At 69.3% G+C, this 24,030-nt stretch carries 18 protein-coding genes; 8 read left to right on the forward strand and 10 right to left on the reverse strand.

Features of this window, described 5'->3' with window-relative positions; genetic code table 11:
• Positions 1-2: 2 nt before the first annotated feature.
• Genes FRAQA3DRAFT_RS06225 through FRAQA3DRAFT_RS06235 form a run of 3 tightly spaced genes read right to left on the reverse strand, consistent with a single transcriptional unit; the run spans position 3 to position 6,103 of the window.
• Positions 3-3,533 (reverse strand): hypothetical protein, encoded by a 3,531-nt coding sequence (locus FRAQA3DRAFT_RS06225; protein WP_009738217.1) that lies wholly within the window; start codon positions 3,531-3,533, stop codon positions 3-5.
• The gene (locus FRAQA3DRAFT_RS06230; RefSeq protein WP_009738218.1) at positions 3,526-4,629 is read right to left on the reverse strand and encodes an HU-CCDC81 and SPOR domain-containing protein; all 1,104 of its coding nucleotides are present in this window, start codon (positions 4,627-4,629) and stop codon (positions 3,526-3,528) included. Before FRAQA3DRAFT_RS06230 ends, FRAQA3DRAFT_RS06225 begins: the two co-directional genes overlap by 8 nt.
• Positions 4,619-6,103 carry a PD-(D/E)XK nuclease family protein gene (locus FRAQA3DRAFT_RS06235; protein WP_198287036.1) on the reverse strand — a complete coding sequence of 495 codons (1,485 nt, stop codon included), beginning with the start codon at positions 6,101-6,103 and terminating at the stop codon, positions 4,619-4,621. Before FRAQA3DRAFT_RS06235 ends, FRAQA3DRAFT_RS06230 begins: the two co-directional genes overlap by 11 nt.
• 235 nt (positions 6,104-6,338) lie before the next feature.
• Here FRAQA3DRAFT_RS06235 and FRAQA3DRAFT_RS06240 point away from each other — a divergent pair, with 235 nt between their 5' ends.
• Positions 6,339-7,532 (forward strand): serine/threonine-protein kinase, encoded by a 1,194-nt coding sequence (locus FRAQA3DRAFT_RS06240; RefSeq protein ID WP_198287037.1) that lies wholly within the window; start codon positions 6,339-6,341, stop codon positions 7,530-7,532.
• Between the two features lie 519 nt (positions 7,533-8,051).
• Here FRAQA3DRAFT_RS06240 and FRAQA3DRAFT_RS06245 read toward each other — a convergent pair.
• The 6 genes from FRAQA3DRAFT_RS06245 to FRAQA3DRAFT_RS06270 form a co-directional block, all read right to left on the reverse strand.
• Entirely contained in the window at positions 8,052-8,798 is a 747-nt protein-coding gene (locus FRAQA3DRAFT_RS06245) for a class I SAM-dependent methyltransferase (RefSeq protein WP_009738221.1), read from the reverse strand.
• A 115-nt stretch (positions 8,799-8,913) separates the two neighbouring features.
• The gene (locus FRAQA3DRAFT_RS06250; RefSeq protein WP_009738222.1) at positions 8,914-9,870 is read right to left on the reverse strand and encodes a PaaI family thioesterase; all 957 of its coding nucleotides are present in this window, start codon (positions 9,868-9,870) and stop codon (positions 8,914-8,916) included.
• Between the two features lie 7 nt (positions 9,871-9,877).
• Positions 9,878-11,077, reverse strand: coding sequence for an acyl-CoA dehydrogenase family protein (locus FRAQA3DRAFT_RS06255; protein ID WP_009738223.1), 1,200 nt, complete (start codon positions 11,075-11,077; stop codon positions 9,878-9,880).
• A 58-nt stretch (positions 11,078-11,135) separates the two neighbouring features.
• Positions 11,136-12,242: a CaiB/BaiF CoA-transferase family protein gene (locus FRAQA3DRAFT_RS06260; protein WP_009738224.1), complete on the reverse strand. Its 1,107-nt coding sequence runs from the start codon at positions 12,240-12,242 to the stop codon at positions 11,136-11,138.
• Between the two features lie 309 nt (positions 12,243-12,551).
• Positions 12,552-13,184 (reverse strand): DsbA family oxidoreductase, encoded by a 633-nt coding sequence (locus FRAQA3DRAFT_RS06265; RefSeq protein WP_009738225.1) that lies wholly within the window; start codon positions 13,182-13,184, stop codon positions 12,552-12,554.
• 112 nt (positions 13,185-13,296) lie between these two features.
• Positions 13,297-14,319 carry an LLM class flavin-dependent oxidoreductase gene (locus FRAQA3DRAFT_RS06270; protein WP_009738226.1) on the reverse strand — a complete coding sequence of 341 codons (1,023 nt, stop codon included), beginning with the start codon at positions 14,317-14,319 and terminating at the stop codon, positions 13,297-13,299.
• Positions 14,320-14,751: 432 nt separating this feature from the next.
• Between FRAQA3DRAFT_RS06270 and FRAQA3DRAFT_RS06275 the strand changes: the two genes are divergently transcribed.
• The 5 genes from FRAQA3DRAFT_RS06275 to FRAQA3DRAFT_RS06295 all read left to right on the forward strand — a co-directional run bounded on the left by FRAQA3DRAFT_RS06275 (position 14,752) and on the right by FRAQA3DRAFT_RS06295 (position 19,740).
• A complete protein-coding gene (locus FRAQA3DRAFT_RS06275; RefSeq protein ID WP_009738227.1) occupies positions 14,752-15,828 on the forward strand; it encodes an ABC transporter substrate-binding protein in 1,077 nt (358 codons plus the stop codon).
• On the forward strand, positions 15,825-16,667 hold the full coding sequence (locus tag FRAQA3DRAFT_RS06280) for an ABC transporter permease (protein WP_009738228.1): 843 nt from the start codon (positions 15,825-15,827) through the stop codon (positions 16,665-16,667). Before FRAQA3DRAFT_RS06275 ends, FRAQA3DRAFT_RS06280 begins: the two co-directional genes overlap by 4 nt.
• Complete coding sequence (locus tag FRAQA3DRAFT_RS06285; RefSeq protein WP_009738229.1) at positions 16,643-17,521, forward strand: ABC transporter ATP-binding protein; 879 nt, start codon at positions 16,643-16,645, stop codon at positions 17,519-17,521. The genes FRAQA3DRAFT_RS06280 and FRAQA3DRAFT_RS06285 overlap by 25 nt, the downstream gene beginning before the upstream one ends.
• A gap of 72 nt (positions 17,522-17,593) precedes the next feature.
• Positions 17,594-18,865 (forward strand): amidohydrolase family protein, encoded by a 1,272-nt coding sequence (locus FRAQA3DRAFT_RS06290; RefSeq protein ID WP_009738230.1) that lies wholly within the window; start codon positions 17,594-17,596, stop codon positions 18,863-18,865.
• 32 nt (positions 18,866-18,897) lie between these two features.
• Entirely contained in the window at positions 18,898-19,740 is an 843-nt protein-coding gene (locus FRAQA3DRAFT_RS06295) for an IclR family transcriptional regulator (protein ID WP_009738231.1), read from the forward strand.
• 40 nt (positions 19,741-19,780) lie between these two features.
• Here the strand turns inward: FRAQA3DRAFT_RS06295 and FRAQA3DRAFT_RS06300 are convergent, their stop codons facing one another.
• Positions 19,781-21,451 carry an NAD(P)/FAD-dependent oxidoreductase gene (locus tag FRAQA3DRAFT_RS06300; protein WP_009738232.1) on the reverse strand — a complete coding sequence of 557 codons (1,671 nt, stop codon included), beginning with the start codon at positions 21,449-21,451 and terminating at the stop codon, positions 19,781-19,783.
• Between the two features lie 408 nt (positions 21,452-21,859).
• Here FRAQA3DRAFT_RS06300 and FRAQA3DRAFT_RS06305 point away from each other — a divergent pair, with 408 nt between their 5' ends.
• A complete protein-coding gene (locus FRAQA3DRAFT_RS06305) occupies positions 21,860-22,309 on the forward strand; it encodes a nuclear transport factor 2 family protein (RefSeq protein ID WP_009738233.1) in 450 nt (149 codons plus the stop codon).
• 177 nt (positions 22,310-22,486) lie between these two features.
• Positions 22,487-23,953, forward strand: a complete 1,467-nt coding sequence (locus FRAQA3DRAFT_RS06310) for an FAD-dependent oxidoreductase (protein WP_009738234.1) — start codon at positions 22,487-22,489, stop codon at positions 23,951-23,953.
• Positions 23,954-24,030 lie beyond the last annotated feature (77 nt).

Here is a 24,030-nt window from a genome sequence, read left to right on the forward strand (position 1 = left end):
GGTCACATCTTCCCGAGGTCGACGACTGCGCCGTCCAGGTCGAGCTGGTCCAGCATGGCGCACAGAGCGAGGTAGACCGGCTCGTACAGCAGCCTCGCGAGATGCGCGTCCGCCGGGTCGAACACCTCGTCGCCGGGCCTCGGGGCGAAGTACGGCCGCAGAACCTCGCGAATGCCGTATAATAAGCTGCTCTGCGCATGGTCGCACCGTGGGGGTGATGGCCGCGCCTCGGGCGCCTTTTTCGCAGCCCGCCCGGGTGCGAACTGCGCGTCGACGAATACTACCCGGGCGGCGACTCCACCACGGACAAGCCTGCCGATCACCTGCCAGAGGAGAACCAACTGGTCCCAGGCGAAGGATTTCAACTCATCATCCTTCAGTGCGGAGTACGCGTACCGGCGGGTCATCAATCGTCCCCACCTGCTGCGAGCCAAGGCGCGGAACTCCCTGGCCGCGGCGTCCAGCGAGGGGTACGCGGCCACCAGCTCGGTCAGCGACGCCGGTTCGGAACCTTTTGAACGGTACAGGCCACGGGTGTAGCGGCTCGCCCAGTCGTTGACAGCGAACACGGCGAGGCTGACGTCAGTGGGCACGGGGTGCGGCCTGGTGAGCATCAGGGCTACTCCGATTGCTGCTTCGTCTCTCTCGTTAAGAATATTGTGCCCACGCTCAACGGCGAGCATCGGAGCGACGAGCACCTGGGCCATGGAGTCGGTTGCGAAACGGGCCACCTCCCCACGGCGAACCACTCCAGCCCGATCGAGGTCGTCCGCTCCGCCGGTGACTGCCTCGGTAAGGTCGGCGTTGTCCGCTACCAGTGCCCTGACATGACCGCTCCATTCGGGCATTTCATTCAACTGGTCCGCGACAGCTCTGGCATCGTCGTAGCTGCCCACGAGAAGCAGGGCTCGCTGCCTGTCGGGGTCCCTGACAGCGAGGATCTCCTCCCGCAACGGTGACGGTGACATCCTGCTCGGTCCGGGCTTGCCAAGCTTGTCCACCAAGGCACGCAGCATCGACGACCGAACCTTGCGGGGCTGCCCGGAAATACTGATGGGTTCTCCGGTGCCGTCGTAAAAGAAACGTGTAGTGAATACCGTCTTTAGTACCTTTTCCTCGTCCTTGGGAGTTGGACGGAGCACAGCGCCGACCGGGATGACAATGTGCGCCCGGGTTGAGATCCCAGCCCAGCTGGTGCCCGACAGCAACAGCACGTGTGGCCCTTTGCGGCCTGTGGCGGTGTCGGCGCCCAGTGAAGGAAGCGAGAACAGCAGTTCGCGGCCGATTCCGGTGCACCGGAAGAAGCGCAGCGTCCCGGTCACCCTGTCGCCCCCAACGTCCTGTTCGTCGACGTCGTACTGGAAGCCCAGCACGTTGCCCATGGGGGATTCGGGCACAAGCGGCATGTAGTCCATCGGTGGCCTGCGAACCAGTTCGTTGTCCGTGGAGTCCAGCCGCATCGCGTCCTCGACCTGTGGCCACAGGTAGGTCAGCCGGTCCAGCCGGTGGTGCAGGGCCGACAGCAGCAGCGTGAACTCCAGCTTGCGCACCAAGGGCTCGTTTTCGGCCGTCGGGGTGTGTCCGGAGCCCCTGGTTGCTGGGTCGGGTTCAGCGTCCGTGGCGATCGCCCGCAGTTCGTCGAGTACCGCGTTCAGCCGCCTCGCGGCGGCCTCGGGGTTCAGCGTATGCAGCAGGTCATGGGTAACCGCGGCCAAGTTGTCGGTCATGGTGTTGTACGGGCCGTTGTCGCCTAGAGGGTCGTCGCGGAACTGGTCGAACACCTCCTCGACCTGGCTGCGGGGCCGTTCGGGCGCATCCACCACACTGACTGAGTCCTCCGGCGCCGTGGCGGAAACGCTTTCGTCGGGTGGGAACAGCTCGGATATGATCTTTGCCTGTAGCGTCCAGGAGTTGAAGTAGTTGATGCCTACCCAGTCCCGCAGCTGCTTGTCCGCTATCAACATGGAGTAGAGCAGGTTCGTGGCACCGGTGACCACGGACAGAGCCACCTCCCAGTTCCGCACGTTGCGGTCGGAGAGCTGTAGGCGGCCCTCCTGGGCGAGTTCGCGGATGTTGTGCATGTGCAGGGTGTCCAGCCACGAACGGGGACCTCGGGTCACGAGCGTGGCTGTCGGCGCGAACATCATGTCCAGGTTCATCATCACCCGGTCTGCCTCGTCGACGATGATGATGTCGCTGCGCAGGCAGGCCAGTTCGAGCTGGCGCAGACTCACCCCGCTGAGCTCGGCGGAGACCGGACTCATGACCAGCGATGCCATATTGGCGATCCACACGCCCGCGTCGACCTGGTCACGGGCAGCACTGTGCCGCGGGCACTCGTGCCACAACGGGCAGCCCGACGGACGAGGACGACGGCGCTCGGACTGTCCGTCGACGGAGTAGAGCCGATGGCACGGCGCGTCGACCAACCGTACCGGGCTGTCCGTGGCACGGAGTGCGTCAAGCGGGCAGGCCGTGCTTAGGTCGCCGAATCCGTCCTCCGCGTGGTGCCCTGCCAACTTCGGTTGACCGGCTGCGGCCAGCCTGCGGTGCAGACTCTCGACGTGCTGCTCTCGAGTCGAGGACCCGATCACCGGCGCGACCACATGGTCGTCGAGGAAACGGCGCAGCTCCTCCGCAGTGCGTAGCTGCTCGGCGACGTCGCTCACCACCAGCGTAACCCGCAGCGCCTCGTCCCGGCGGACCGCCCAGACCGCGAGCACCTTCATCAGCGTGCTCTTACCTACTCCGACCATGCCGACCGCGTGCAGAAGTCCGTCGAGCCGCAGGACCTTGTCACCCTCGACGAAATCATGGCCGTGCGAGTCGCGGACCAGCAGCCCAGTGGAGTGGATTGTGGCCCCCCAATCGGTCCGCCCTCCGCACCTGGCGCCGAGATCATCCATCCATGCAGCAGTTTCCTCCAGTTCGGCCCAGGGGACGCACAGGGGAGCACCGTTCGTCGCGGTATGGGCCGTCAGATCGTGCCGCAGGGACGCTCCTGGTCGATCCACGAGGTCCGCAACGTCGTCCGGGATTTCGACCTCCACGCGCTCGTCGCGGTCGAAATAGTGGTAACGCCCCGCGCCTGCCGGTGCAAGATAACGGTCGACGAGATGGGGCAGTGTTTCCAGCGCACGGTCGTAGATCTCGAACCGCCTGGTCAATATGGTGGTCCCGGTCCACTCGAACGATTCAAGATTCTCGGAGACGCGAAAAATGCGGAAACTGGAGTCCACCTCGCGGTAATGCCGAAGCGCCTGGATCCATGACTCCCGCCTGCGCAGTGGCCAGAGGCGATGCCGGACGCAAGTGATCATCCAACACTGTTCCGGCCTGTCCGCCAGGCCTGCGGCCTGAGCGAACGGGTGGCCGCCCAGCAGTGTCCACATCGACGTCGGCGGCTGGCCCGCGTCGAGGCGGTACAACAGAGTGAGGCCCAGCTCGACCGGACACAGCACCTCCAGGGGCACGCCCAGCCTGGTGTCCCTCAGTTCGTCAGCGATCTCGGAGTACCAATTTCTACTACGCACGTCCGCTCTCCTCGCTGTGGCGGCGGACCATGGAAGTGAACTCCTCCTCCGAACACACCCGCGGGCTTCCAGCCGCCGTGGTGCCGTACTTGCGCACGAGCTGCAGGTAGGCGGGGTCGGCGTCGACCCGGTACTGAGCGACGACCCAGATCGCCGTGTCCGTGCCGGACCATGCCGTCGTGGCCGCGATCGCCCTGCCGAGCAGCGCCGGGTTGTGCCAATCGACGATGGCAGCAGTCCACTTGAGTACATCGGCGACCTTCACTCGAAGGTCGCCTGGGCTCTGCGCCGGCCAGAGCCTGACTGTCACCCTGGGCAACGCCAGACTGCTCGCGATGCGCAGAACGGCTCGACCCGGGCCGGAGACGAACTGCCGGTGCCTCCTGTCCGTCTGTATCGAGACCTTGGCATCCCAGTCCACCGGGTCATCAGGGGACACCGGGCCACCCGCACTGCACTCCTCCCGCTCACACCACCAAGAACCGGCATCTGTCGGTAGAAGTGGAGTACCGCAGTGAGCGCAGGGAAAGACTGCACCGTCAACCTCGTATTCCGGCCCGATCTTCTGGTAGAATTCGCCCAGCCGCTTTTCTAATGCGCCCAGATTGTTGGCGAACCGCACGGCGTTGAAGAGCTCGTTGGTGAGCATCGGGTGCTTCGCCAGAACGCTCCGCATCGTGCCGAATGTCGAATCCTGGCCGCGCTCGGTGGCGAGAGCGGCCAACGTGGCCATCCGATGCGATGCCTCCCATAACGGGTTGTCGGTCTCCGCGCAGAGCGCGATCTCATGGCAGAGCTCCGTGGGAGAACCTGACTCCTCGTCGATGAGAAATCCGTCTACGGGGTAGATGCCGGTGTCCAGCATTAACGGCCACGTTCCCAGGGGCCGCTCGTACCCCCAGCGAACCAGCGCCGCCACGGACCCGGGAGGAAGGGCGCCTTGATAGAGGCAGTGCAGCACGATCTTGTCCAGGGCTCGTTGAACGGAGGACGGATAAGGCATCTGGAACATGGTCAGGTTCTGGAGCTCGTCGATCGCGACCAAGGCGCTTGCAACGGCGCCGAGCAGGCCTTCGTCCTGGCTGTCACCGATCATGCAGCGGGACTCCTGCCTGCTTGGCCACATGTTGTGAACCCGGTCCGCACCAGCGACGGACCTCACAGCTCGCACAGTCTCGCCCAGGGGTCGGCGCGAAGGCGGTGTCGACAAGTAACGGGCCCACCATCTCGCCGATGACCTCGCGTGCCTCCGTCACAACAGTCGGTCTGCCAGGGTCGAGCTCCTCGAGGACACAGCCGTCCGAGCGTAGTTGTTCGAATTCGACCCGGGATCGTGCGACGTCGCGTCCCAGTGAGCCGGAGGCCAGCAGCAGGACCGCCAAAGCAAGCTGAGGGACCTGTCGCATCAGGGGACGGTCGCGCCGCAGTCTGCGCTTCGAGGTCTTGGTCTCCCGCCATACCCAACCACCCGACCGCGGGTACAGGAGGTCGGGAGCGGCGATGAAGACCACGTCCAGCCTATCGTCGTAGACTGAGACGATGTTCCGCTGCTCGCTGTCGTGTGCCTCGACGTCGGGGAACGGACACAGTGTGGAATGGTGGTCGAGCATCCGGGCCGCCGAGCGGCGGCTCTCCTCTGGGAGAGCATTGACGGCCTCATCCAGTGGCTGCCCGGACTCGCACCGATGGGTTCGACAACCGTTCACGTGACGATTCCGCAGAGCGGTGTCGACAGCCCTACCCACGGCAATCGCCTGGCTCTCAATGGCTTCGACGTCGCGGATACGGAGCTGCCGCAGCAGGTGGTACCGCGCAGGGCAGGATTGATAGAGCCGCAGGTCGGTGACGGAGAGCATCTGCCTTCGGCCGTGGGCGGCGGGGAGGTTCGGCAGCAGGTCGACAGTGGGGAGTGCGGCGCATCCGGGTGTCTGCGGGCACTGCGCGCAGTCGCGTCCCGCCCGCCGCTCAGTGCCGTCGACGACGGCGACGAGTCTCGGCGCGACCTCGTCCCGGGCACGTCGACGGATCTGTTCGGCGGTCCATTCGGGAAGCTGGTGAGCGATCGGTGACATCGCCCCGAACACGACCACCCGTACCCTGTCCGGCTGTCGTACCTGGTCCGGTGACACCGACCCGCCGAACGCTGCGACGTTGGCCGCCGCCGCATAGACGACGGAGGGGCGCTCCTTCGGAGTGGTGAAACCCAGCAGCCACATCTCCCGGACGGAACCGTCGTCGGACTCGTACCGGCGGCCCCAGCAGGTTTGTTCGTAGCGGACCACGCCGCGATGGTCCGGGACATCGCGGTGGTGCACGACCTTCCATGCGGACCGCACCGGGCGCGTACACCGGGCGGTGACAGCCACCTGGTGGGTCCGCCAGGCGGCACGGTAATTGCGGAAGGCTTCGACCGACCAGGCAACCAGACCCGAATGTGCGGGGGCGTCGCGGGAGTCAAAGACTCCTCGTGTTCGTACGAGTTCCTCGACGACGGTCTCCTCGTCGCGCCCGTCGAACTCGACCCGGTCGAGCGCAGCCATGAGAGGTCCCAACGTGAAGTCGCGCAGCACGGAAGGATCGCGGGCGCGACTCTGTCGCGCTGGGCGCGCCTTGATCGCCAGTGCCTGGGCGCAGCCCGAGGAACCGGTGTCGGCCGCGCTGACGCGGACTACCCGTCCTCGACCCGCTGAGCTGTACCGATGGTTCGTGTCTCCGCGTTCCTCCGGCTTCATTGAGACGATTATTGCAGGGAAACGCCGGCCCCCTGCACGGGCCACCAGAGCTGGTCGGCTACGGTTCATCTCCGTGACGAGCGGAGCAGACGGACCTTGGACGCCACTGATTCCCGGCACGGTGCTCGGTCAGCGTTTCCAGGTGGTGGGGAACGCGGGCCAAGGGGGTATGGGGGTGGCTTACCGCGCGCAGGACCTGCGGACGGGGAAGAAGGTGATCGTCAAGGTCCCGCAGTTTCCTGGGACGGCCGATCTGGAGCCGGGTGTCTACGAGAGGATCATCAAAAGGTTCTCTCGCGAGGGCCGTCTGCTCCGAAAGATCGATCACCCGAACATTCCGAAGGTGGTCGGGGAGGGCGAACATGGGTCGACGCCCTACATAGCGATGACCTATATTCGGGGAGCGCCTCTGGCCCAGTACCGCAGGGTCAATTCACCCAGGCGAATCGAGTTCGCCGCGATCGGTACCTCCGTCGCGACGACGTTGGCCGCCTGTCATGCGCAGGAGGTCCTTCACCGTGATCTGAACCCCAACAATATCCTCATCGGTGAGAACGGCGTAGTGTACGTTATCGATTTCGGTATCGCGCTGCCGTTGGACGGTGATGCGACGCGTTATACCAGGAACTTCGTCGGAACCGACGATTACTCGGCGCCGGAGAGGTTTTGTAACGGCGAGCAAGTCGTGCAATCCGACTTGTACAGTCTGGGCTGCGTCTTTTATTTCGTTCTAACCGGCAGTCCGCCGTTCGTCGGAGAACGCGGCAAGTCATCGGAAAAGCAACACCTCGAGGACCTGCCGGTTCCGCCGTCAATGTTCGTCAACCATCTGCCCCGCGATCTGGAGGAATTGACGCTTGGCTTGTTGGCGAAGAACGTCCAGGATCGGCCCGAAGTTGGCGATGTGCTCGCCATCCTGAAGCCGTACCTGCCCGTCAAAGGAGCGCCCGAGCCCAGCCCTTTGCATGTGCCCGACGTGACGATTCCCTACCGCACCCCAGACAAGATCCGTCCGCCGGAAGCACCCGCTAGGAGTCGGACTCCGGCCACGCAGCCGTTCCGCGTCCGGCGGCGGCATGACTTCCTTACCGATCACGACATCACCACGACCATTCAACGTGCTACTGCCCAGCACGACTCCGGTGACACTGCTGCCGCAGCCCAAACCGTGGCCGACCTTCGTCGCCGCGCTATCGAGACCTACGGGATCAAAAACCCCAAGCTGGAAATCATCGAGGCGGCGGTGGACCGTTTCGGTGTTCGCTGACTGGCCCGCGAGCCGGGGCGACCTGACCCAGTAGTACGAGGGCGAGGTAGTAGTACTTAGATAGTTGGCGGCCAGGTTTAGGTCGCCGACCAGAACATTCCACGCCCAGGCACTCCTATCATTCCAGTAGCCTTACCGAAAGCGCCAGAGTCGTTCGTCGAAAACCTCCGATGGATCGCGCAGTGCTCGATCTGTCGTTACTGAGAGCGACTGGCGGGGTGGCTGCGGCTGATGCCGACGTGAAGAAGGCGTGAGTGAGTCGCGGATCATCTCTGGAGGGGGTGCGGTGTATGGCCGGTGAGGGTGGTCGGGGCGGACTGGAGCGCGTATCCCGTTGGGATGAAGGGGGATAGTTCGTGGGAGCCCGAGCCCGGTGTGCAGGGCAGCGGCGCTTCCGGGTCCTTTGATATGGACAAATCGGGCGCCGAACCATACAGAAGGACCCAGGTAGGTGCTCTCCCATGCATCGGCCCGCTACCGACCGAGGGACCCGCGAACGATCACGACTCGATACGCGCCCTAATCCGGGGCCCGGGTGGCGCGGACCTGGAGGCGGACGTAGTCGACGACGGGTTCGGGGAGGCGGGCGGTGACGGCGTCGACGAAGGCCACCCGCTCATCCTCGGGGAGGCGGTCGAGGTAGGCGCCCAGCATCACCGTCGCCAGGAAGCTGCGGAGCTGCTCACCCGGTTCGAGTCGGGCGGGATCTGGCGTCAGCGTCACCTCGACGTCGGTGAATCCCGCGGCGAGCAGGCGGCGGGTGGTGTCCTCGACGCCGGCGAAGTTCCAGATCCGGGGGGCGTTCGGCAACACCTCGTCGATCGCGCGAGCCACACGCGCGACATTGCCCTCGCCGCCGCATTCGAAGGCGAGCTGGGCTCCCGGCCGCATGACCGCGGCCAGATTCCTGAAGACCTTGTCGTGGTCGGGCAGCCAGTGCAGAGCCGCCACGCTGACGACCGCGTCGACCCGGGTGTCGACAGGCAGGGGCTCCGCCAGGTCGGCCTGGATGACCTCGACGCGGTCGAGGTGGTCGGCGAGGCGGGCGCGGAGCTGCGCGAGCATGGCGGCGGAGCCGTCCAGGGCGATCACGCGCCCGTGGGGCAGCAGGTCGAGCAGGGCGCTGGTGTCGCGCCCGGTACCGCAACCGGCATCGAGAACCGTCTCGACACCGGTCAGGGAGAGCCGGCCGAGCGTCCTCTTACCCCAGAACAGGTGGGGGAGAGGCAGCGAATCGTAGGTGCGGGCGTCCCACTCGCGAGGCATGGCCCAACAGTAGCCAGTACACCACGATAAGTGCGCTGCCACGGTGTCGGTCGCACCATCGCGACCCCCCGCCGCCCGGCACCGATGGATGCACCGGGCGGCGGCGGGGCCGGGGTCAGAAGACCGGGGTGCCGCGCTCGCGGGTGATGGTGGCGAGGGTGGCGGGCTTGCCGGAGGGGCCTGCCGTGGTCACCCGGTACAGGGAGACCGTGCGGCCGCGGTGGACGAGCTCGGCGGTGGCGGTCACCTCGGCGGCGAGGTCGGCCGGGCGCAGGTAGTTCACCCGGATCGCCGTCGTGCGCTCCGGCACCGCCGGGTCGGCGAGCGCCTCGACGGCGAGTTCGGCGGCGCAGAACAGCACCCCGCCGTGCACCGTGCCGCCGCCGTTCTCGAACGCCGGGTTGGCGGGCAGCAGGAACCGGCCGAGGTCGCCGGCGCGCTCGGGAGCGGCGATGGCCCGGCCGCCGGTCTCGCCGGCGGCCAGGGTCTCCAGCAGCGAGTGGTGCGCGGCGGGCGCCAGCATCTGCGGCTCCTCGCCAAAGAACGCGTCGCTGGCACCGGGGATGCTGACGAAGCGGCAGCGGCCGATGCCGACGACGACCAGCCGGCCGTCGTCGTCGCGGACCTCGCAGCGGGCCGTCCCGCCGACGGGGTCCAGCCCGAGCAGCTCGGCGTGCGCCGTCAGCTGGCTGCCGGACCACGGCGGCGGGATGACGACGTCGACGGCGAGCTCGGCGGTGACCGAGTGGGAGTTCTCCGGCCGGGCGTCGTAGACCTCCATCCCGATCGTGGAGTCCACCAGGACGCCGAGCGAGCCGACCGTCGCCGCGCCGCCGGGCCCGTCGAGCCACGGGCCGAGGCGCATCGTGATGCGCATGCCGCGCTCGTCGCGGGTCACCTCGCTGAGCCGGAAGCGGCTTTCGGCGAACTCCCGGGCCCGTCCGGACTGCCCGACCGGCGGGGCATCTCCGACCGGCAGGGCATCTCCGACCGGCGCGGGTTCGGCGCGGGCCGCCGGGACGAGGCCGCCCGCGGACGCGCCGGCGGGCAGGGAGGTTCCGGTCTCGGTCATGCGCGCGTCACCGCAGCAGCTCGCGGGCAATGATCATCTTCTGGACCTCGGAGGCGCCCTCGCCGAGGCGCTTGACCCGCAGGTCGCGAAACCAGCGCTCCAGCGGCATCTCCTTGGACAGGCCCAGCGCGCCGAACATCTGCACGCAGCGGTCCAGCACCCGGTAGGCGGCCTCGGTGCCGTACATCTTGCACACCGAGGCGTCGACCTTCACGTCCTTGCCGAGGTCGGCGTTCCAGGCCGCCTGGTACATCAGCAGCCGGGCGGCGCGCAGCTCGACCTCGCTGTCGGCGATCATCCACTGGATGCCCTGCTTGTCGGCCAGCCGCGAGCCGAAGACCTCGCGCTGCTTGACCCAGTCGATCGCCATCTCCAGGGCGAGCTGCGCGATGCCGATCGGGCCCGCGGCGTAGGCGATGCGCCCGGAGACCAGGAACTGCGAGGCCAGGTTGAAGCCCTGGCCCTCCTCGCCGATCCGGTTGGCGACCGGGATCCGGACGTTGTCGAAGTGCAGCTCGTACGGCGCGTAGGAGGTCATCACGTCGATCGGGAACTTGGTCAGCCCCTCGACGTCGTTGGGCAGGATGAAGCAGCTGATCCCGTCGCGGCGGCCCGGCTCGCCGGTGCGCGCGTAGAGCACGCCCCAGGCCGCGGAACCGGCGTGGGTCGTCCACATCTTGGTGCCGTTGATGACGTAGTGGTCGCCGTCGCGCTCGGCGCGGCAGCGGATCGCCCGCGCCGGGTCGGAGCCGCCCGACGGTTCGCTGATCGCGGTGAACGCCCGGCCCGCCTTACCCTCGATGATGGGGCGGGCGTACGTCTCGAACTGTTCCTTGGTCGCGGAGAACAGCACCGTCGGCGGATTGCCGCCGAACGCCCCGCAGGCCGGGAAGAAGGCGCCCATCCGGCACTTCGCCGCCTCTTCGGCGATGACGACCTGGCCGAGCACGCTCAGCCCCGCGCCGCCGAACTCCGCCGGCGTCTGCAGCGCCCACAGGTCCGCCGCGCGGGCCTTGGCCTGCAGTGGCTTCAGCAGCTCGGGCGGCAGGCCGGCCGCGTCGTGGGGGAGAGTGTCCTCCAGCGGGCGGACCTCGGTCTCCATGAAGCGGCGCACCGTGTCGGCGAGCATCCGGAACTCGTCCGGGAGCTCCCAGGCACCGGTGGGGAAGGTGTCGGAGCCGCTGGACGGCGCAGCCGTTACGGACATGGCGCCTCCTTCGTTGTGTGGTCGGTGTCGGGATCGAGGGCGGTGGTGCGGCCGGCGATCAGGTCCACCCGGCCAGGACCTCGGCGACGGTGACCGCGGTGCGCGGCGGGACCCGCGGCGCGGCGGGGACGCTGCGCGAGAACCGCGGCGCGGGGGCGGGCTGCGTCACGCCGGCCACGTCGACCAGGATCTCCCGGGCGGCCATGTGCGGGTGCGCGGCGGCCTCGTCGAAGTCCAGCACCGGAGTGACGCAGGCGTCGAGGGGGTCGAACACGGCCGCCCACTCGTCGCGGGTGCGCCCGGCGAAGGCCTTCGTGAACGCCTCGCGCAGCTCGGGCCAGCGTGCCCGGTCGTCCTGGCCGGGCAGCGCGGCCGGGTCGAGGCCGAGGCCGGTGACGAAGGTGGCGTAGAAGCGGGGTTCGAGCGCGCCGACGGCCATGTAGCGGCCGTCGGCGGTGGCGTAGACGTCGTAGAACGGCGCGCCGGTGTCGAGGCGGTTGGAGCCGCGCTCGTCGTTCCAGCGGCCCCGCCCGCGCAGCCCCCACACCATGTGCGCGAGCAGGCTCGCGCCGTCGACGATGGCCGCGTCGATGACCTGGCCGCGCCCGGAGCGCTCCCGCTCGACCAGCGCGGCGAGGATGCCCATCACCAGGTAGGTGGAGCCGCCGCCGAAGTCGCCGACCAGGTTCAGCGGCGCCACCGGCGGCTCACCGGCCCGCCCGATCGCGTGCAGCACGCCGGTGATCGACAGGTAGTTGATGTCGTGGCCGACCCGGTCCGCCAGCGGTCCGTGCTGGCCCCAGCCGGTCATCCGCCCGTAGACCAGCCGCGGGTTGCGCCGCGCGCAGTCGTCCGGGCCGAGGCCCAGGCGCTCGGTGACGCCGGGGCGGAAGCCCTCGATCAGCACGTCGGCGCTGGCGATCAGGTCCAGCACGCCGTCGCGGGCGGCGGGATCGCCCAGGTCGGCCTCGACGAGGCGCCGCCCGCGCTGCACCGGCTCGGCGGGCACCCCCGGCGCCGGCACCGCGCCGGGGCGGGCCACCCGGACCACGTCCGCGCCCAGGTCGCCGAGCATCATCGCCGCGTGCGGGCCGGGGCCGATCCCGGCGAGCTCGACGACCCGGATGCCGGCGAGTGGACCCGCGGCGCTCGTCGGTTCGGGCAACGCCGTCCCTCCTCCTGGTTCCCGCCCGCGCGCCTGGCGCCGGACGGGATCGTCGCGCCGGCCTTCGCCGGGCAGGTCAATGTTCAGAGGAGCTCGGCGGAGCTCATCTGACACTCTGTTTATAGCATCGGCTGCCTTCCGCAGGCATTTTATGATCTTCAATGGGTCGTGGTTCTGGCACCGTCGTCGGACGCGGCATGTCCGGCGCCGTCGCCCCCGTGACGCTTGCCGTTGCTCACCTCGATCGCGGGCGCCGCCGGCTGCGCCGTCCTCGTCTGCGACGATCGCGGGTTCCTGCGCGGGTTCGGGTTACCGCTCGTGCCAGGCCCGGTCGAACAGGGCGGCGTAGGCCTCCGCCGGCTGCGAACCGGCGAGGGAGTGCCGACCGTCGACGAGGACGAACGGGACGCTGGTCACCCCGCGTTGCGTCGCCTCGTGCTCGTCGGCGCGAACGGCAAGGAGGTAGTCGTCGCCGTCGAGAACCCGGCGTGCCTCCGGCGCGGCCAGGCCGGCCTCGACCGCCACGGCGACCAGTGTCACCGGTTCGAAGATCGGTCGGTCCTCGGCGAAGTGAGCGTGGTAGAGCGCCGTGAGCACAGGGAGCTGCCGGCCGCGCTCCCGGGCGAGGTGCACCAGGCGGTGGGCGTCGAGGGTGTTGCCGTGCCGCCGGTCGCGGACGAAGGCCAGCCCCTGTGCGTGCGCGGCGGCGGCGACACGGTCCTCGACGGCGCGCGCGTCGTCGAGAGAGCCGCCGAAGTGCTCCGCGATCGTCGCCAGGACCCGGCCCCTCTCGCCCTTGGGGCTGTCCGGCTTCAGCTCCCGTGAGCGGTACACCACCTCGACCTCGTCGCGGTGCTTCCACCCGGCGAGGGCCTGCTCGACCCGGGCCTTCCCGATGTAGCACCAGGGGCAGACGATGTCGGTCCAGATGTCGATGCGCATGCTGTACGGCTCCGTACTGTGCGGGCAGGGGGTTTCTGGGATGACAGAGCTGACTGGAATGACAGAGCTGACTGGGATGACGGAGCTGACTGGATGACGGAGGTGACCGACGTCAGCGGGAGGCCAGCGCGGGAATAACCTCGCTGCCGATCAGCTCGATCGACTCGGCGAGCAGCGGCCAGGGCAGACCACCGAGATCGAGCTGGAGAAAATGCAGATCGTGACCGAGGGTCTCCCGCATCTCGCTGAGGCGATCGACGATCTCGGCCGGGCTGCCACACAGTGCGAGCCCGGTCGGCCCGGTGAGCTCCTCCCACGGCGGCAGGTTGACTTCCCGCGACGAACGACCGCGGTTCGACTGGAAGTAGTTGCTGTGGTAGGGCCGCCAACGGCGCTTCGCGTCCTGGGACCGGCGGGCGACATGCGCGTGGCTGGTGGTCGCGACCAGCGCCCGGGAGAGGTCCTGGCCGGCGTCGGCCGCCGCCCGGCGGTAGACCTCCAGCAGGCCGGCGTAGTGCGACGGCGTTTGGAAGAGCCCACCGAACATGACCGACAGCCCGCGTTCGCCGGCGAACACGAGGGACCGCTCGCTGCCGGACACCCCGAGCCACACGGGGAAGGGGTCCTGGAGGGGACGCGGTCTGGTCGTGACGCCGACGAGCGGGCCGCGATGGTCGCCGCTCCACGTGACATCGGTTTCGCGTAGCAACCGGAGCAGAAGGTCGATCTTCTCGTAGTAGACCTCGTCGACGAGGTCCTTGTCCGGGCCAAAAATCTCCAGCGGCTCCGGGTAGATCCCCTTGCCGACGACGATGTCGGCGCGGCCGTTCGAGATGTGGTCGAGCGTCGCGAAGTCCTCCGCGAGCAGGACCGGGTCGCGGCTGGGCAGCAGCGTCAGGCCCGAGCGAAGGCGGATCCGTTCGGTGCGGGCGGCGACGGCGCTCAGCAGCACGGTCGGCGTGGTCCCGAGGTAGCTCGGCGAGTGGTGCTCTCCCGTGGCGAACGCCGCGAACCCGACCTCGTCGGCCAGGCTCGCGGACCGAAGGATCTCGTGGATTCGTTGCTGTTCCGAGATCGGTACACCCGTGGTTGGGTCGGGATTGAGCTCACCCAAAGTAAGCAATCCGACGTCCATGTACGTAACCTTTCAGCCACACTGCGTCCTGCTATGGTCGCGGATCGGCCCTGATGGGACGGATGTCTGGATCTTGATATCTGCCACTATGCAGCAGACGGAACCGTATAGTGGCAAAGTGCACTTGACAAGTCGATATGGTCGACTTAGGCTCCGGCCTGCAAAAACGTATATTTTAGGTGATTCGATCACGATCCGTGGAGTGCCCGCAATGCTGCTCTGTCGTTGACCGTCCCGGCGGGCCCCGACGATGGTCGAGGTGCTCGCGGGCTCGGCCCGCCGATGGCGCGACCTCAGTGGTGGGGCGAGCCCATGGAGCACCCGCTGTTACAGGTGCTCCGTCCCTGTCGCGTCCGGCCCGGTGCGCGTGCATGACGCGCCGCACTCGCGGCCGATGACATCTCCAGTCGATGACACAGAGGAAATCCGATCGTGAAACGTAGACGTCGTCCGACAATCGTGGCCGCGCTCGTCGCCGCCCTCGCGCTCACCGTCGCGGCCTGCGGGGGTGGCAGTAGTGACTCGAACCCGTCGGGGGGCACGGCGAGCGCCGCCGCCAGCACGTCGTCGGACGGCTCGGCGCTGCCGCCGATTCCGGCTGGAACGACCTTGAAGGTCGAGGACATCGGCTCGAAGATGTGGCAGATCCTGCTGGCGGGGGCGGGTCTCGACAAGGATCTGCCCTACAAGATCGAGTGGTCGCTCAACGCGGGCGGCAACGCCCAGGCGTTGCAGCTCATCCAGGCCGGCGCCCTCGATGTGACCTTCGGCAGCGCCGCTCCGATCGCCGACCAGCTCGCCACCGTGCCGGCTGCCGGCTCCACCGTGGTCAGCGGGTGGGACGCGCAGGCCGCGGCCGTCTGGATCGTCGCCAGCCCCAGGTCCGGGATCAAGGACCTGCGCGGCCTCAAGGGCAGGAAGGTCGCCGTTACCAGGGCCAACGTCCTGGAGGCCCACCTCGGGAAGGCGCTCAAGGAGGTCGGCCTCACCCTGGACGACGTCGAGCTGGTGAACCTGCCGCCGACGCAGTACATCCCCGCCGTCTCCAGCGGCCAGGTGGACGCGACGATCCTGCCCGCGCAGTTGTTCACCGCCTACCGGGCGGCGAACCCGAACGCGGTCGTGCTACGGGACGGCAAGGGCCTGGGTACCGACCAGAACTACGTGGTCGCCAGCAAGCCGGCCCTCGCCGACCCGGCGAAGTCCGCCGCGATCGCCGACCTCGTCGTCCGGTTGGCGCGGGGATGGGAGTGGCGCAACGCCCACCGTGACGCCTACGTCGAGACCTACTACGTCAAGGGGCAGCGCACCACCAAGGCGGACGGCGAATTCCTGGACGGCGTCACGGGCACCCAGCACGCGGTCGTGTTCACCCCCGAACTGATCAAGAAGGAGCAGGAGTACGCAGACTTCTACCTCGGTCTGCGTGACACTCCCGCGAAGGCCGATCTGACGCCGGCCTTCGACAGCCGCTTCAACGCGTTCGTGGCCGCGGTGCCCCGATCGTGACAGTGCTGTCCGACAGCGTGGCCCGGACCGACCTCGTCGAGGTCGGTCCGGGTTCGCGCCCGCAACGTCGCCGCGGGCCGGCGGTTCCCCGCGTCCTGCTGCGCCTGGCGGGGCCGCTGGTCATCCTGCTGGGCTGGCAGGTGGCCGAGTGGCTCGGCTGGGTGGACGCCGACCTCGTCCCCGGGCCGGTCGAGGTCACTCGGACCGGCTGGGAGATGATCGAAAGAGGCGATCTCGGGGCCGGGATCTGGGCGTCGTTGATCCGGGTACTGTGGGGACTTGCCGTCGGGACCGTGCTGGCGGTGATCGCCGCCGTGCTGTCTGGTCTCACCCGGATCGGCGACCATGTCGTGGACTCGGCGATCCAGGTGCTGCGGGCGGTCCCCGTCATCGCGCTCACCCCACTGCTCATCATCTGGCTCGGCGTCGGCGAGGAACCCAAACGGGTGATCGTCGCGATCGCCACGTTCTTCCCGATCTACCTCAACACCCACGCCGGGATCCGGGGAGTCGACCACGGCCTCGTCGAGATGTGGCGGGTCTTCGGTGGCGGCCGAGCGCGGTTCCTGCGCGAGATCGTTCTTCCCGGCGCCCTTCCCGGCTTTCTCGTCGGCCTGCGCTACTCCCTGGCCGTGAGCTGGCTGGTTCTCGTGTTCGCCGAGCAGATCAACACCAATGATGGCCTCGGGGCGCTGCTGAATCGCAGCTTCACGACCTACAAGCCCGGCGAGACGATGGCTGTCATCGTTGTCTACGGGATTCTCGGGCTGGCCTCCGACGGAATTGTCCGACTCCTCGAAAGGAGGCTGCTGGCATGGCGGCGCGGGATACAGGTCTGACCGCGACCGAACCGGCGTCCGGGCACCTCGGGTCGGTGTCCCGACCGCAGGGGCCGGTGTCCGAACAGCAGGGACCGGTGTCCGAACAGCACGGACCGGTGTCCGAACAGCAGGGATCCGTCGTCGTCGCCCGTGGCGTGCGACGCTCCTTCGACGGCCGTTCGGTCCTGCGTGACCTCGACTTCGACCTGCGGGCCGGGGAGTTCGTGGCCCTCGTCGGCCGCAGCGGTTCGGGCAAGAGCACATTCCTGCGGGCGCTGGCCGGCCTCGACGGCGGTGTCGAAGGATCCCTGCTGGTGCCCCAACGGCGTTCGGTGGTCTTCCAGGAACCTCGGCTGATCCCCTGGCGTCGAGTGATCGACAACGTGAAGGTCGGGCAGCGGGGCGCGGGCGCTCGGCAGGCCGCCCAGCAGGCGTTGGCCGAGGTGGGGCTGCAGGCCCACGCCGGGGCGTGGCCGCGCACGCTGTCGGGGGGTGAGGCGCAGCGCGTCGCGCTGGCGCGGGCCATGATGCGAGCGCCTCAGCTTCTGCTGCTCGACGAGCCGTTCGGGGCGCTGGACGCGCTGACCCGGATCCGCATGCACGTGTTGCTGCGGGACCTGTGGCAGCGACATTCCCCGGCCGTGGTCCTCGTCACCCATGATGTGGACGAGGCCATCCTGCTGGCCGACCGGGTGCTGGTCCTCACCGACGGCTCGTTCGCGCAGGAGGTCGTCATCGAGTTGCCGGCGCCCCGCCGCCGCTCGGACCCCGCGTTCATGGCGCTGCGATCGGCCCTGCTGGCTCGCCTGGGCGTCGAGGACGACGCGCCGGCGCCGGCCCAGCCGGCCGACGTCCCCGGCGGATCAGGCTGACCGTTCATCCGGCTCCCACCTCTCGAATCCCACGTCTCGAGCACCGTGCCCGAGTCCGAACCGGAGGTCTCCATGACGGACACCGAAGCCCTGCCCGCGCAGCTCGCGGCCCGCCATCCGGTCACCTTTCTACCGGACCCTGAGCCGGTCGAACGGCGATTCACCGTCGTGTCGGTCGACGACCACCTGGTCGAGCCGCCCAACGTCTTCCAGGACCGCGTGCCGGCGAACCTGCGCGAGGCGGCCCCACGCATCGTCGAGGTGGAGAACGGCTCGCAACAATGGCTGTTCGACGGTCAGCTCTATCCGAATGTCGGGCTCAACGCGGTCGTCGGCCGTCCCCGTAACGAGTACCTGCACGAGCCGGCGCGTTTCGACGAGATGCGGCGCGGCGCGTGGGACCCGGTCGCCCGGCTCGCCGAGATGGACCTCGACGGGGTCTGGGCCTCGATGTGCTTCCCCTCTCTGATCAGTGGTTTCGCCGGACGTCGACTCACCCTGGGGCCGAGGGACCCGGCGTTGGCGTTCGCATCGTTTCGCGCCTACAACGACTGGCATCTCGAAGAATGGGTGGCGACCGATCCCGAGCGGCTCGTCCCGCTCCAGATCCCGTGGTTGCGCGACCCGGAGGTCGCGGCGGACGAGATTCGCCGGAACGCGGCCCGTGGCTTTCGGGCGGTCTCCTTCCCCGACATTCCGCACGAGCTGGGACTACCGAGTCTGCACACCGGGTACTGGGATCCGTTCTTCGCGGCCTGCCAGGACACCGACACCGCCGTGTGTCTTCACTTCGGCTCGGCCGACTCGACGCTTCGGGCGGCCCCGGACGCGCATATCCACACGGCTGTCGTGCTCACCGGGTTCTCGGCGGTCGTCCCGGCCGTCGACTGGTTGTACTCCCGGGTACCCGTGCGTTTCCCCGGACTGAAGATCATCTTGTCGGAGGGGGGCATAAGCTGGGTCGCCGGCCTCCTCGACCGTCTCGATCATGTGGACCGGCATGCCGAGATCGTGGACCTGTGGTCGGCCAGCGGACTGACGCCCGCGGAGGTCGTCCAGCGTAATTTCTGGTTCTGTTTCCTGGACGACGTCACCGCGTTTGCGACCCGGCATCGAATTGGGATCGAGAACATTCTGTGCGAGGTCGACTATCCGCACGCGGACAGCAGCTGGCCGAATACCCAGAACATGCTTGCGGACGAGTTGAGGCCGCTGCCGGACGACGAAATCGAACAGGTCACCTGGAGGAATGCCGCGAACCTGCTGGGTCTCGAGGTCCCGGCCGCGGTCGTGGCGACCGCACTGCGCGCCCGGCAGGCGGCCTGGGGTCGGACACCGGTCTGACCGGGCCTTCGCCGCTGGGTAGGATGGCCGAGATGACAGAAAGCGACGATACCCGTTCCGACGACACCCGTTCCGACGACACCCGTTCAGGGAGTTCTCCGGTGCGGTCCGTCCAACGGGCCATCGCTCTTCTCGCCTGTTTCTCGGAGGGGAACGGCCGGGAGGCCTACGCCCTGTCGGATCTGGCCCGCCGGACCGGGCTCAGCGTCAGCACCGCTCGCCGGCTGCTCCAGGCTTTGTGCAGCGGCGACATGCTCCGCCAGGATCCGGACACCGAGCGTTACTCGGTGGGCCCGATGCTGATGCGGCTGGGCCGCCAGACCTACCTGCGCTTCGGTGAGGAGGAGGCCCAGCAGGTGCTGATCGACCTGGCGCGGCGGACCGGCGAGTCGGTCATCGCGGGCGTCCAGCGCGACGGCGCTGTGCTCGTCGCGCTCTCCGTGCGGTCGCAGGCGTCGCTCGCCGTCTTCCACCCCGTCGGCGCCCGCCTGCCACTGCACGCCTCGGCGCTGGGCAAGGTGCTCCTCGCCCATGGCGAGGTCCCGGCGCGGGAACAGCCGTGGGCGCCGGGCAGGCTCGCCGCTCTGACGCCGAGGACGCTGGTCTCGTCCCGGGCGCTGAGGAACGATCTTGAAGTGACCCGGAGTCGCGGCTACTCCATCGCGGATGAGGAGCAGCAGCTGGGCGAACGAGCACTGGGTGCGCCGCTGCGTGACCGCGGCGGCGTGGTGCGGGCCGCGATCAGCGTGCAGGGCCCGGCGTCGCGCATGTCCGATGAGCGGATCGAGGGCATTGCCGCCGAGCTGCTCACGGCCGCACGGGTGATGGAGTCGCTGCCGGGGTTCGCGCTGCTGGTGGAGCACTCGATCCTGTGACCCGAGACGGTCCCGGTGGGGGTAATCCGCCGGCATCGGCTCAGGCAAGGGCGCTCAGGGTGAACCCGGTGTAGCCGTCCGCGGCGACGGCGGCGCAGCGCTTGTGGTAGCGGCCGACCCCGCCGACGTACGGCATGAACACCCGCGGCCGGCCCGGGATGTTCGCTCCGAGGTACCAGGAGTCCGCCTGCGGGTAGAGCGTGCGCGCGGCGGTGGCGTTGACGTGGGCCACCCAGTCGTCCTCGGCGGCGGGGTCCGCCTCGATCGTGGCCAGGCCGTGGGCGTCGAGGTAGGCCAGGCAGTCGCCGATCCAGTCGACGTGCTGCTCCAGGGAGACGAACGCGTTCGAGATCACCGAGGGGCTCCCGGGGCCGGCCACGACGAACAGGTTGGGGAATCCGGAGATCCCCAGCCCCAGGTAGGTGCGCGGCCCGTGCGCCCAGTGGTCGGCGAGCCGTCGCCCGCCGCGGCCGCGGATGTCCATCGCCAGCAGCGCCCCGGTCATCGCGTGGAAGCCGGTCGCGTAGACGAGGGTGTCCAACTCGTGCACCCGCCCGCCGGCCCGCACCCCGGTCTCGGTGATCTCGGTGATCGGGTCGCGGCGGACGTCGACGAGGGTGACGTTGTCGCGGTTGAACGTCTCGTAGTAGTCGGTGTCGACGCAGATCCGCTTCGTGCCGATCGGGTGGTCCGTCGGCGTCAGCGCCGCGGCGACCTCGGGGTCGTGGACGATCTGGCGGATCTTGTCGCGGACGTAGTCGGCGGCGAGGTCGTTCGCCGCCGGGTCGAAGATGAGGTCGTCGAAGGCGGCCATGTACTCGAAGCCGCCCAGCCCCCAGCGCGAGGAGAACTCCCGCTCGCGCTCCTGCACCGAGGCGGCGAGGGCCGGGCGGCGGTTCTGGCGCAGCAGCATCCCGCCGAACGAGCGCCGAGCCCGCTCGCGGTACTCGGGGTAGTGCGCCTTGCGCTCCCGGGCCAGCTCCGGGTCCAGCGGTACGTTCAGGCCCTGGACGCTGAAGTTCGCGCTGCGCTGGAACACCGTCAGGTGGCCCGCGACCCGGGCGATGAGCGGGATGCACTGGATGCCCGAGGCGCCGGTGCCGATGACGCCGACCCGCTGCCCGGCCAGGTCGACCTCATCCTGCGGCCAGGTCGCGGTGTGCAGGCTGCGTCCGGCGAAGCGGTCGCGGCCGGGGATGTCGGGGACGTTCGGCACGGACAGGCAGCCGGTCGCCATCACGCAGAACCGGGCGCGCACCCGGTGCCCGCGGTCGGTGGTGACCAGCCAGCGCCCGTCACCGTCGTCGAACGTCACCGACGTGATCCGGGTGGCGAACACGATGTCGCGCCGCAGGTCGAACCGGTCGGCCACGTGGCGGGCGTAGGCGAGCATCTCCGGCTGCTCGGGGAAGCGCCGGCTCCACTCCCAGTCCTGCTGGAGCTCCTCGGAGAAGGAGTAGGAGTACTCCAGGCTCTCGATGTCGCAGCGGGCCCCCGGGTAGCGGTTCCAGTACCACGTGCCGCCGACGTCGTCGGCGCCGTCGTAGGCCCGCACCCGCAGCCCCTGCCCGCGCAGGCGGTGCACCGCGTACATGCCGGCGAAGCCCGCGCCGACGATCAGGACGTCGAGGTCCTCGACCACGCCGGTGGGGGAGTCACCGGCGGGGGACCCGCTCGTCCCGTCCCCGCCCGTGCGCCGTTCGCCATGCACCACAGTCCTCCAGCACCGTCGGGGCCGCGGGGCGGGCGGCGCGACGCGCGCAGGGGCCGCCACAGAACCGGCAGGGGCATCCGCGGGCTTCGGCCCGGTGCCCGGCCGGGCCGCGCCCGCCTGATCAGGACCGAACGCTAGCCCGAATCTGACATTCACGTCAACATGCGTGGCCGGGTCGGCCATGCGGGGAGCAAACCTGGGCAGGTGCCCGCCGGCCGTGGCAGGCTAGGGGCAATCTGACGTGCTGTTCACGCCAATTACCGCGCGGCATCGAGGTTCCCCGCAGGCCCGCCATGGTGCAGAGCCACGACGTCGTCTTAGGCAGCGGGGCGGCGGGTCCCACCGCCGCCGGGTCTCGCGCCTGACCCGTGTCCCTTGTTCCCGCCCGTCCCGATCGGAGATCCCATGGACAACGCTGAGCTGCGGACCCGCGTCGGCGCCGCCCACCTGCTGGCGTCCTACACGTACTTCGCCGACTCCGGCCGGATCGACCCGCTGGTGGAGCTCTTCCTGCCCGACGCGGTGTTCCGGATCGACGACGACACCAACGTCGGCCGGGACGCGATCGAAGCCTACTTCCGCAGCGCGGGGGAGAGCTTCCGCTCGGTCGACATCCTCCCGGGCCGCCACCACCTCAGCTCGGTCTACGTCGACCCCCGCCCGGACGGCGGCGCCGCCACCTACGCCTGCTTCCAGTTCGTCGGCGTCCGCGGGGCGGACCACTGGGGCACCTACCGCGACGAGGTCGTCGAGGTCGACGGCACGTGGCGGTTCGCCCGCCGCCGCGTGACGGTCGAGGGCTTCGCCGCGGACTCGCCGCTGGCGCCCGCCGGTCGCCGCGGGCCGGGGGCGTGACCTCGACGCGCCGACACCCGGCGGGTCGCGCCAATCGGTCGACCCGCCGGCCGGTGTCATCGGAGGATCGTGCCTGTGATCCCGTCCGGTGGCACGCGTCGGCCGGTAGAGGGCGTGTCCGTTCGGTCGCCCGGTAGGGGTCTGGCCGGGTAACCGTTCGTCAGAAGGAGCCGCCGTATGGCCGATGATGCCGTGAACACCCCCTCGACCGATGCCACCCCCTCGGTCGATGCCACCCCGTCGACCGATGCCACCCCGTCGACCGATGCACCGCTGACCGTCGCCGTGATCGGTTCCGGTCCGGCGGGCTTCTACACCGCGGGCGCGCTGCTGGAGCAGACCGGCGTGCCGGTCCGGGTGGATCTCTACGAGCGGCTGGCCACGCCGTGGGGCCTGGTGCGGGCCGGGGTGGCGCCGGACCATCCGAAGATCAAGGCGGTGTCGTCGGTATACGCGGCGACCGCGGCCGACGAGCGCTTCCGCTTCTTCGGCAACGTCGAGGTGGGCCGGCACGTCTCCCGCGAGGAGCTGGTCGAGCGCTACGACGCGGTGGTGTACACGGTGGGCGCGCAGGGCGAGCGGCGCCTGGGCATCCCCGGCGAGGACCTGCCGGGCAGCGTGTCCGCCGTGGACGTGGTGGGCTGGTACAACGGCCATCCCGACTTCGCCGACCGGGCGCCCGACCTGTCCGGGCGCCACGCGGTGGTGATCGGGGCGGGCAACGTCGCGCTCGACGTGGCGCGCATCCTGTGCTCCCCGGTCGAGCGGCTGGCCGCGACCGACATCGCCGACCACGCCCTCGACGCCCTGCGCGCCAGCGCGATCGAGCAGGTCGTGGTGGTGGGCCGCCGCGGGCCGGCGCAGGCGGCGTTCACCACCGCCGAGCTGCGCGAGCTGCCGGAGTTCACCGGGTCGGCGGTGGACGTCGACCCCGCGGAGCTCGCCGAGCAGCCCGGTGAGGAGAAGCTGTCCAGGCTGATCCGGCGCAACCTGGCGGTCCTGCGCGACTACGCCGCGACCCAGCCCTCGCAGCCGGCCGCGGCGGGGACGCGGCGGATGGCGCTGCGGTTCCTGCGCTCCCCGGTCGAGATCCGCGGGGAGGGCAAGGTGGCCGAGGTGGTGTTCGCCCGCAACCGGCTGGAGGTCGGCGCTGACGGCTGGGTCAGCGCCGTCGACACCGGCGAGCGCGAGGTGGTGGTGGCGGACCTGGTGGTGCGGGCGGTGGGCTACAAGGGCGTGCCGCTGGTGGGCCTGCCGTTCGACGAGCGCCGCGGGGTCATCCCCAACGAGGCCGGGCGCGTCGCCGGCGGGCAGCGCGAGTACGTCGCCGGCTGGATCAAGCGCGGCCCGACCGGGATCATCGGGACGAACCGCAAGTGCGCCGTGGAGACGGTCACCACCCTGCTGGCGGACGTCGCCGAGGGCCGGCTGGCGCGCCACCCGCGGGCCGGCGGCGTCGACCCGGTGGGCGAGGACGAGTCCTGGCTGCGCGAGCGCCAGCCCGACCTCGTGACGGAGGCCGGCTGGCAGCTCATCGACGCGGCGGAGCGGGCGTCGGGGCAGCCGTCGGGCCGCCCACGGGTGAAGCTGACCACGATCGACGCGCTCGTCGACACCGCGCTCAACCGCGCGGTGACCGTCTGATCCGGTGACCGTCTGATCCTGGCCCGGTGCCGGCTCCGGTCCCGCCACGCGGCGGGACCGGACCGGTCAGCGGCGGA

Origin of the sequence: Frankia sp. QA3, assembly GCF_000262465.1 — a bacterium.
In the GTDB taxonomy this organism is placed as follows: Bacteria; Actinomycetota; Actinomycetes; order Frankiales; family Frankiaceae; genus Frankia.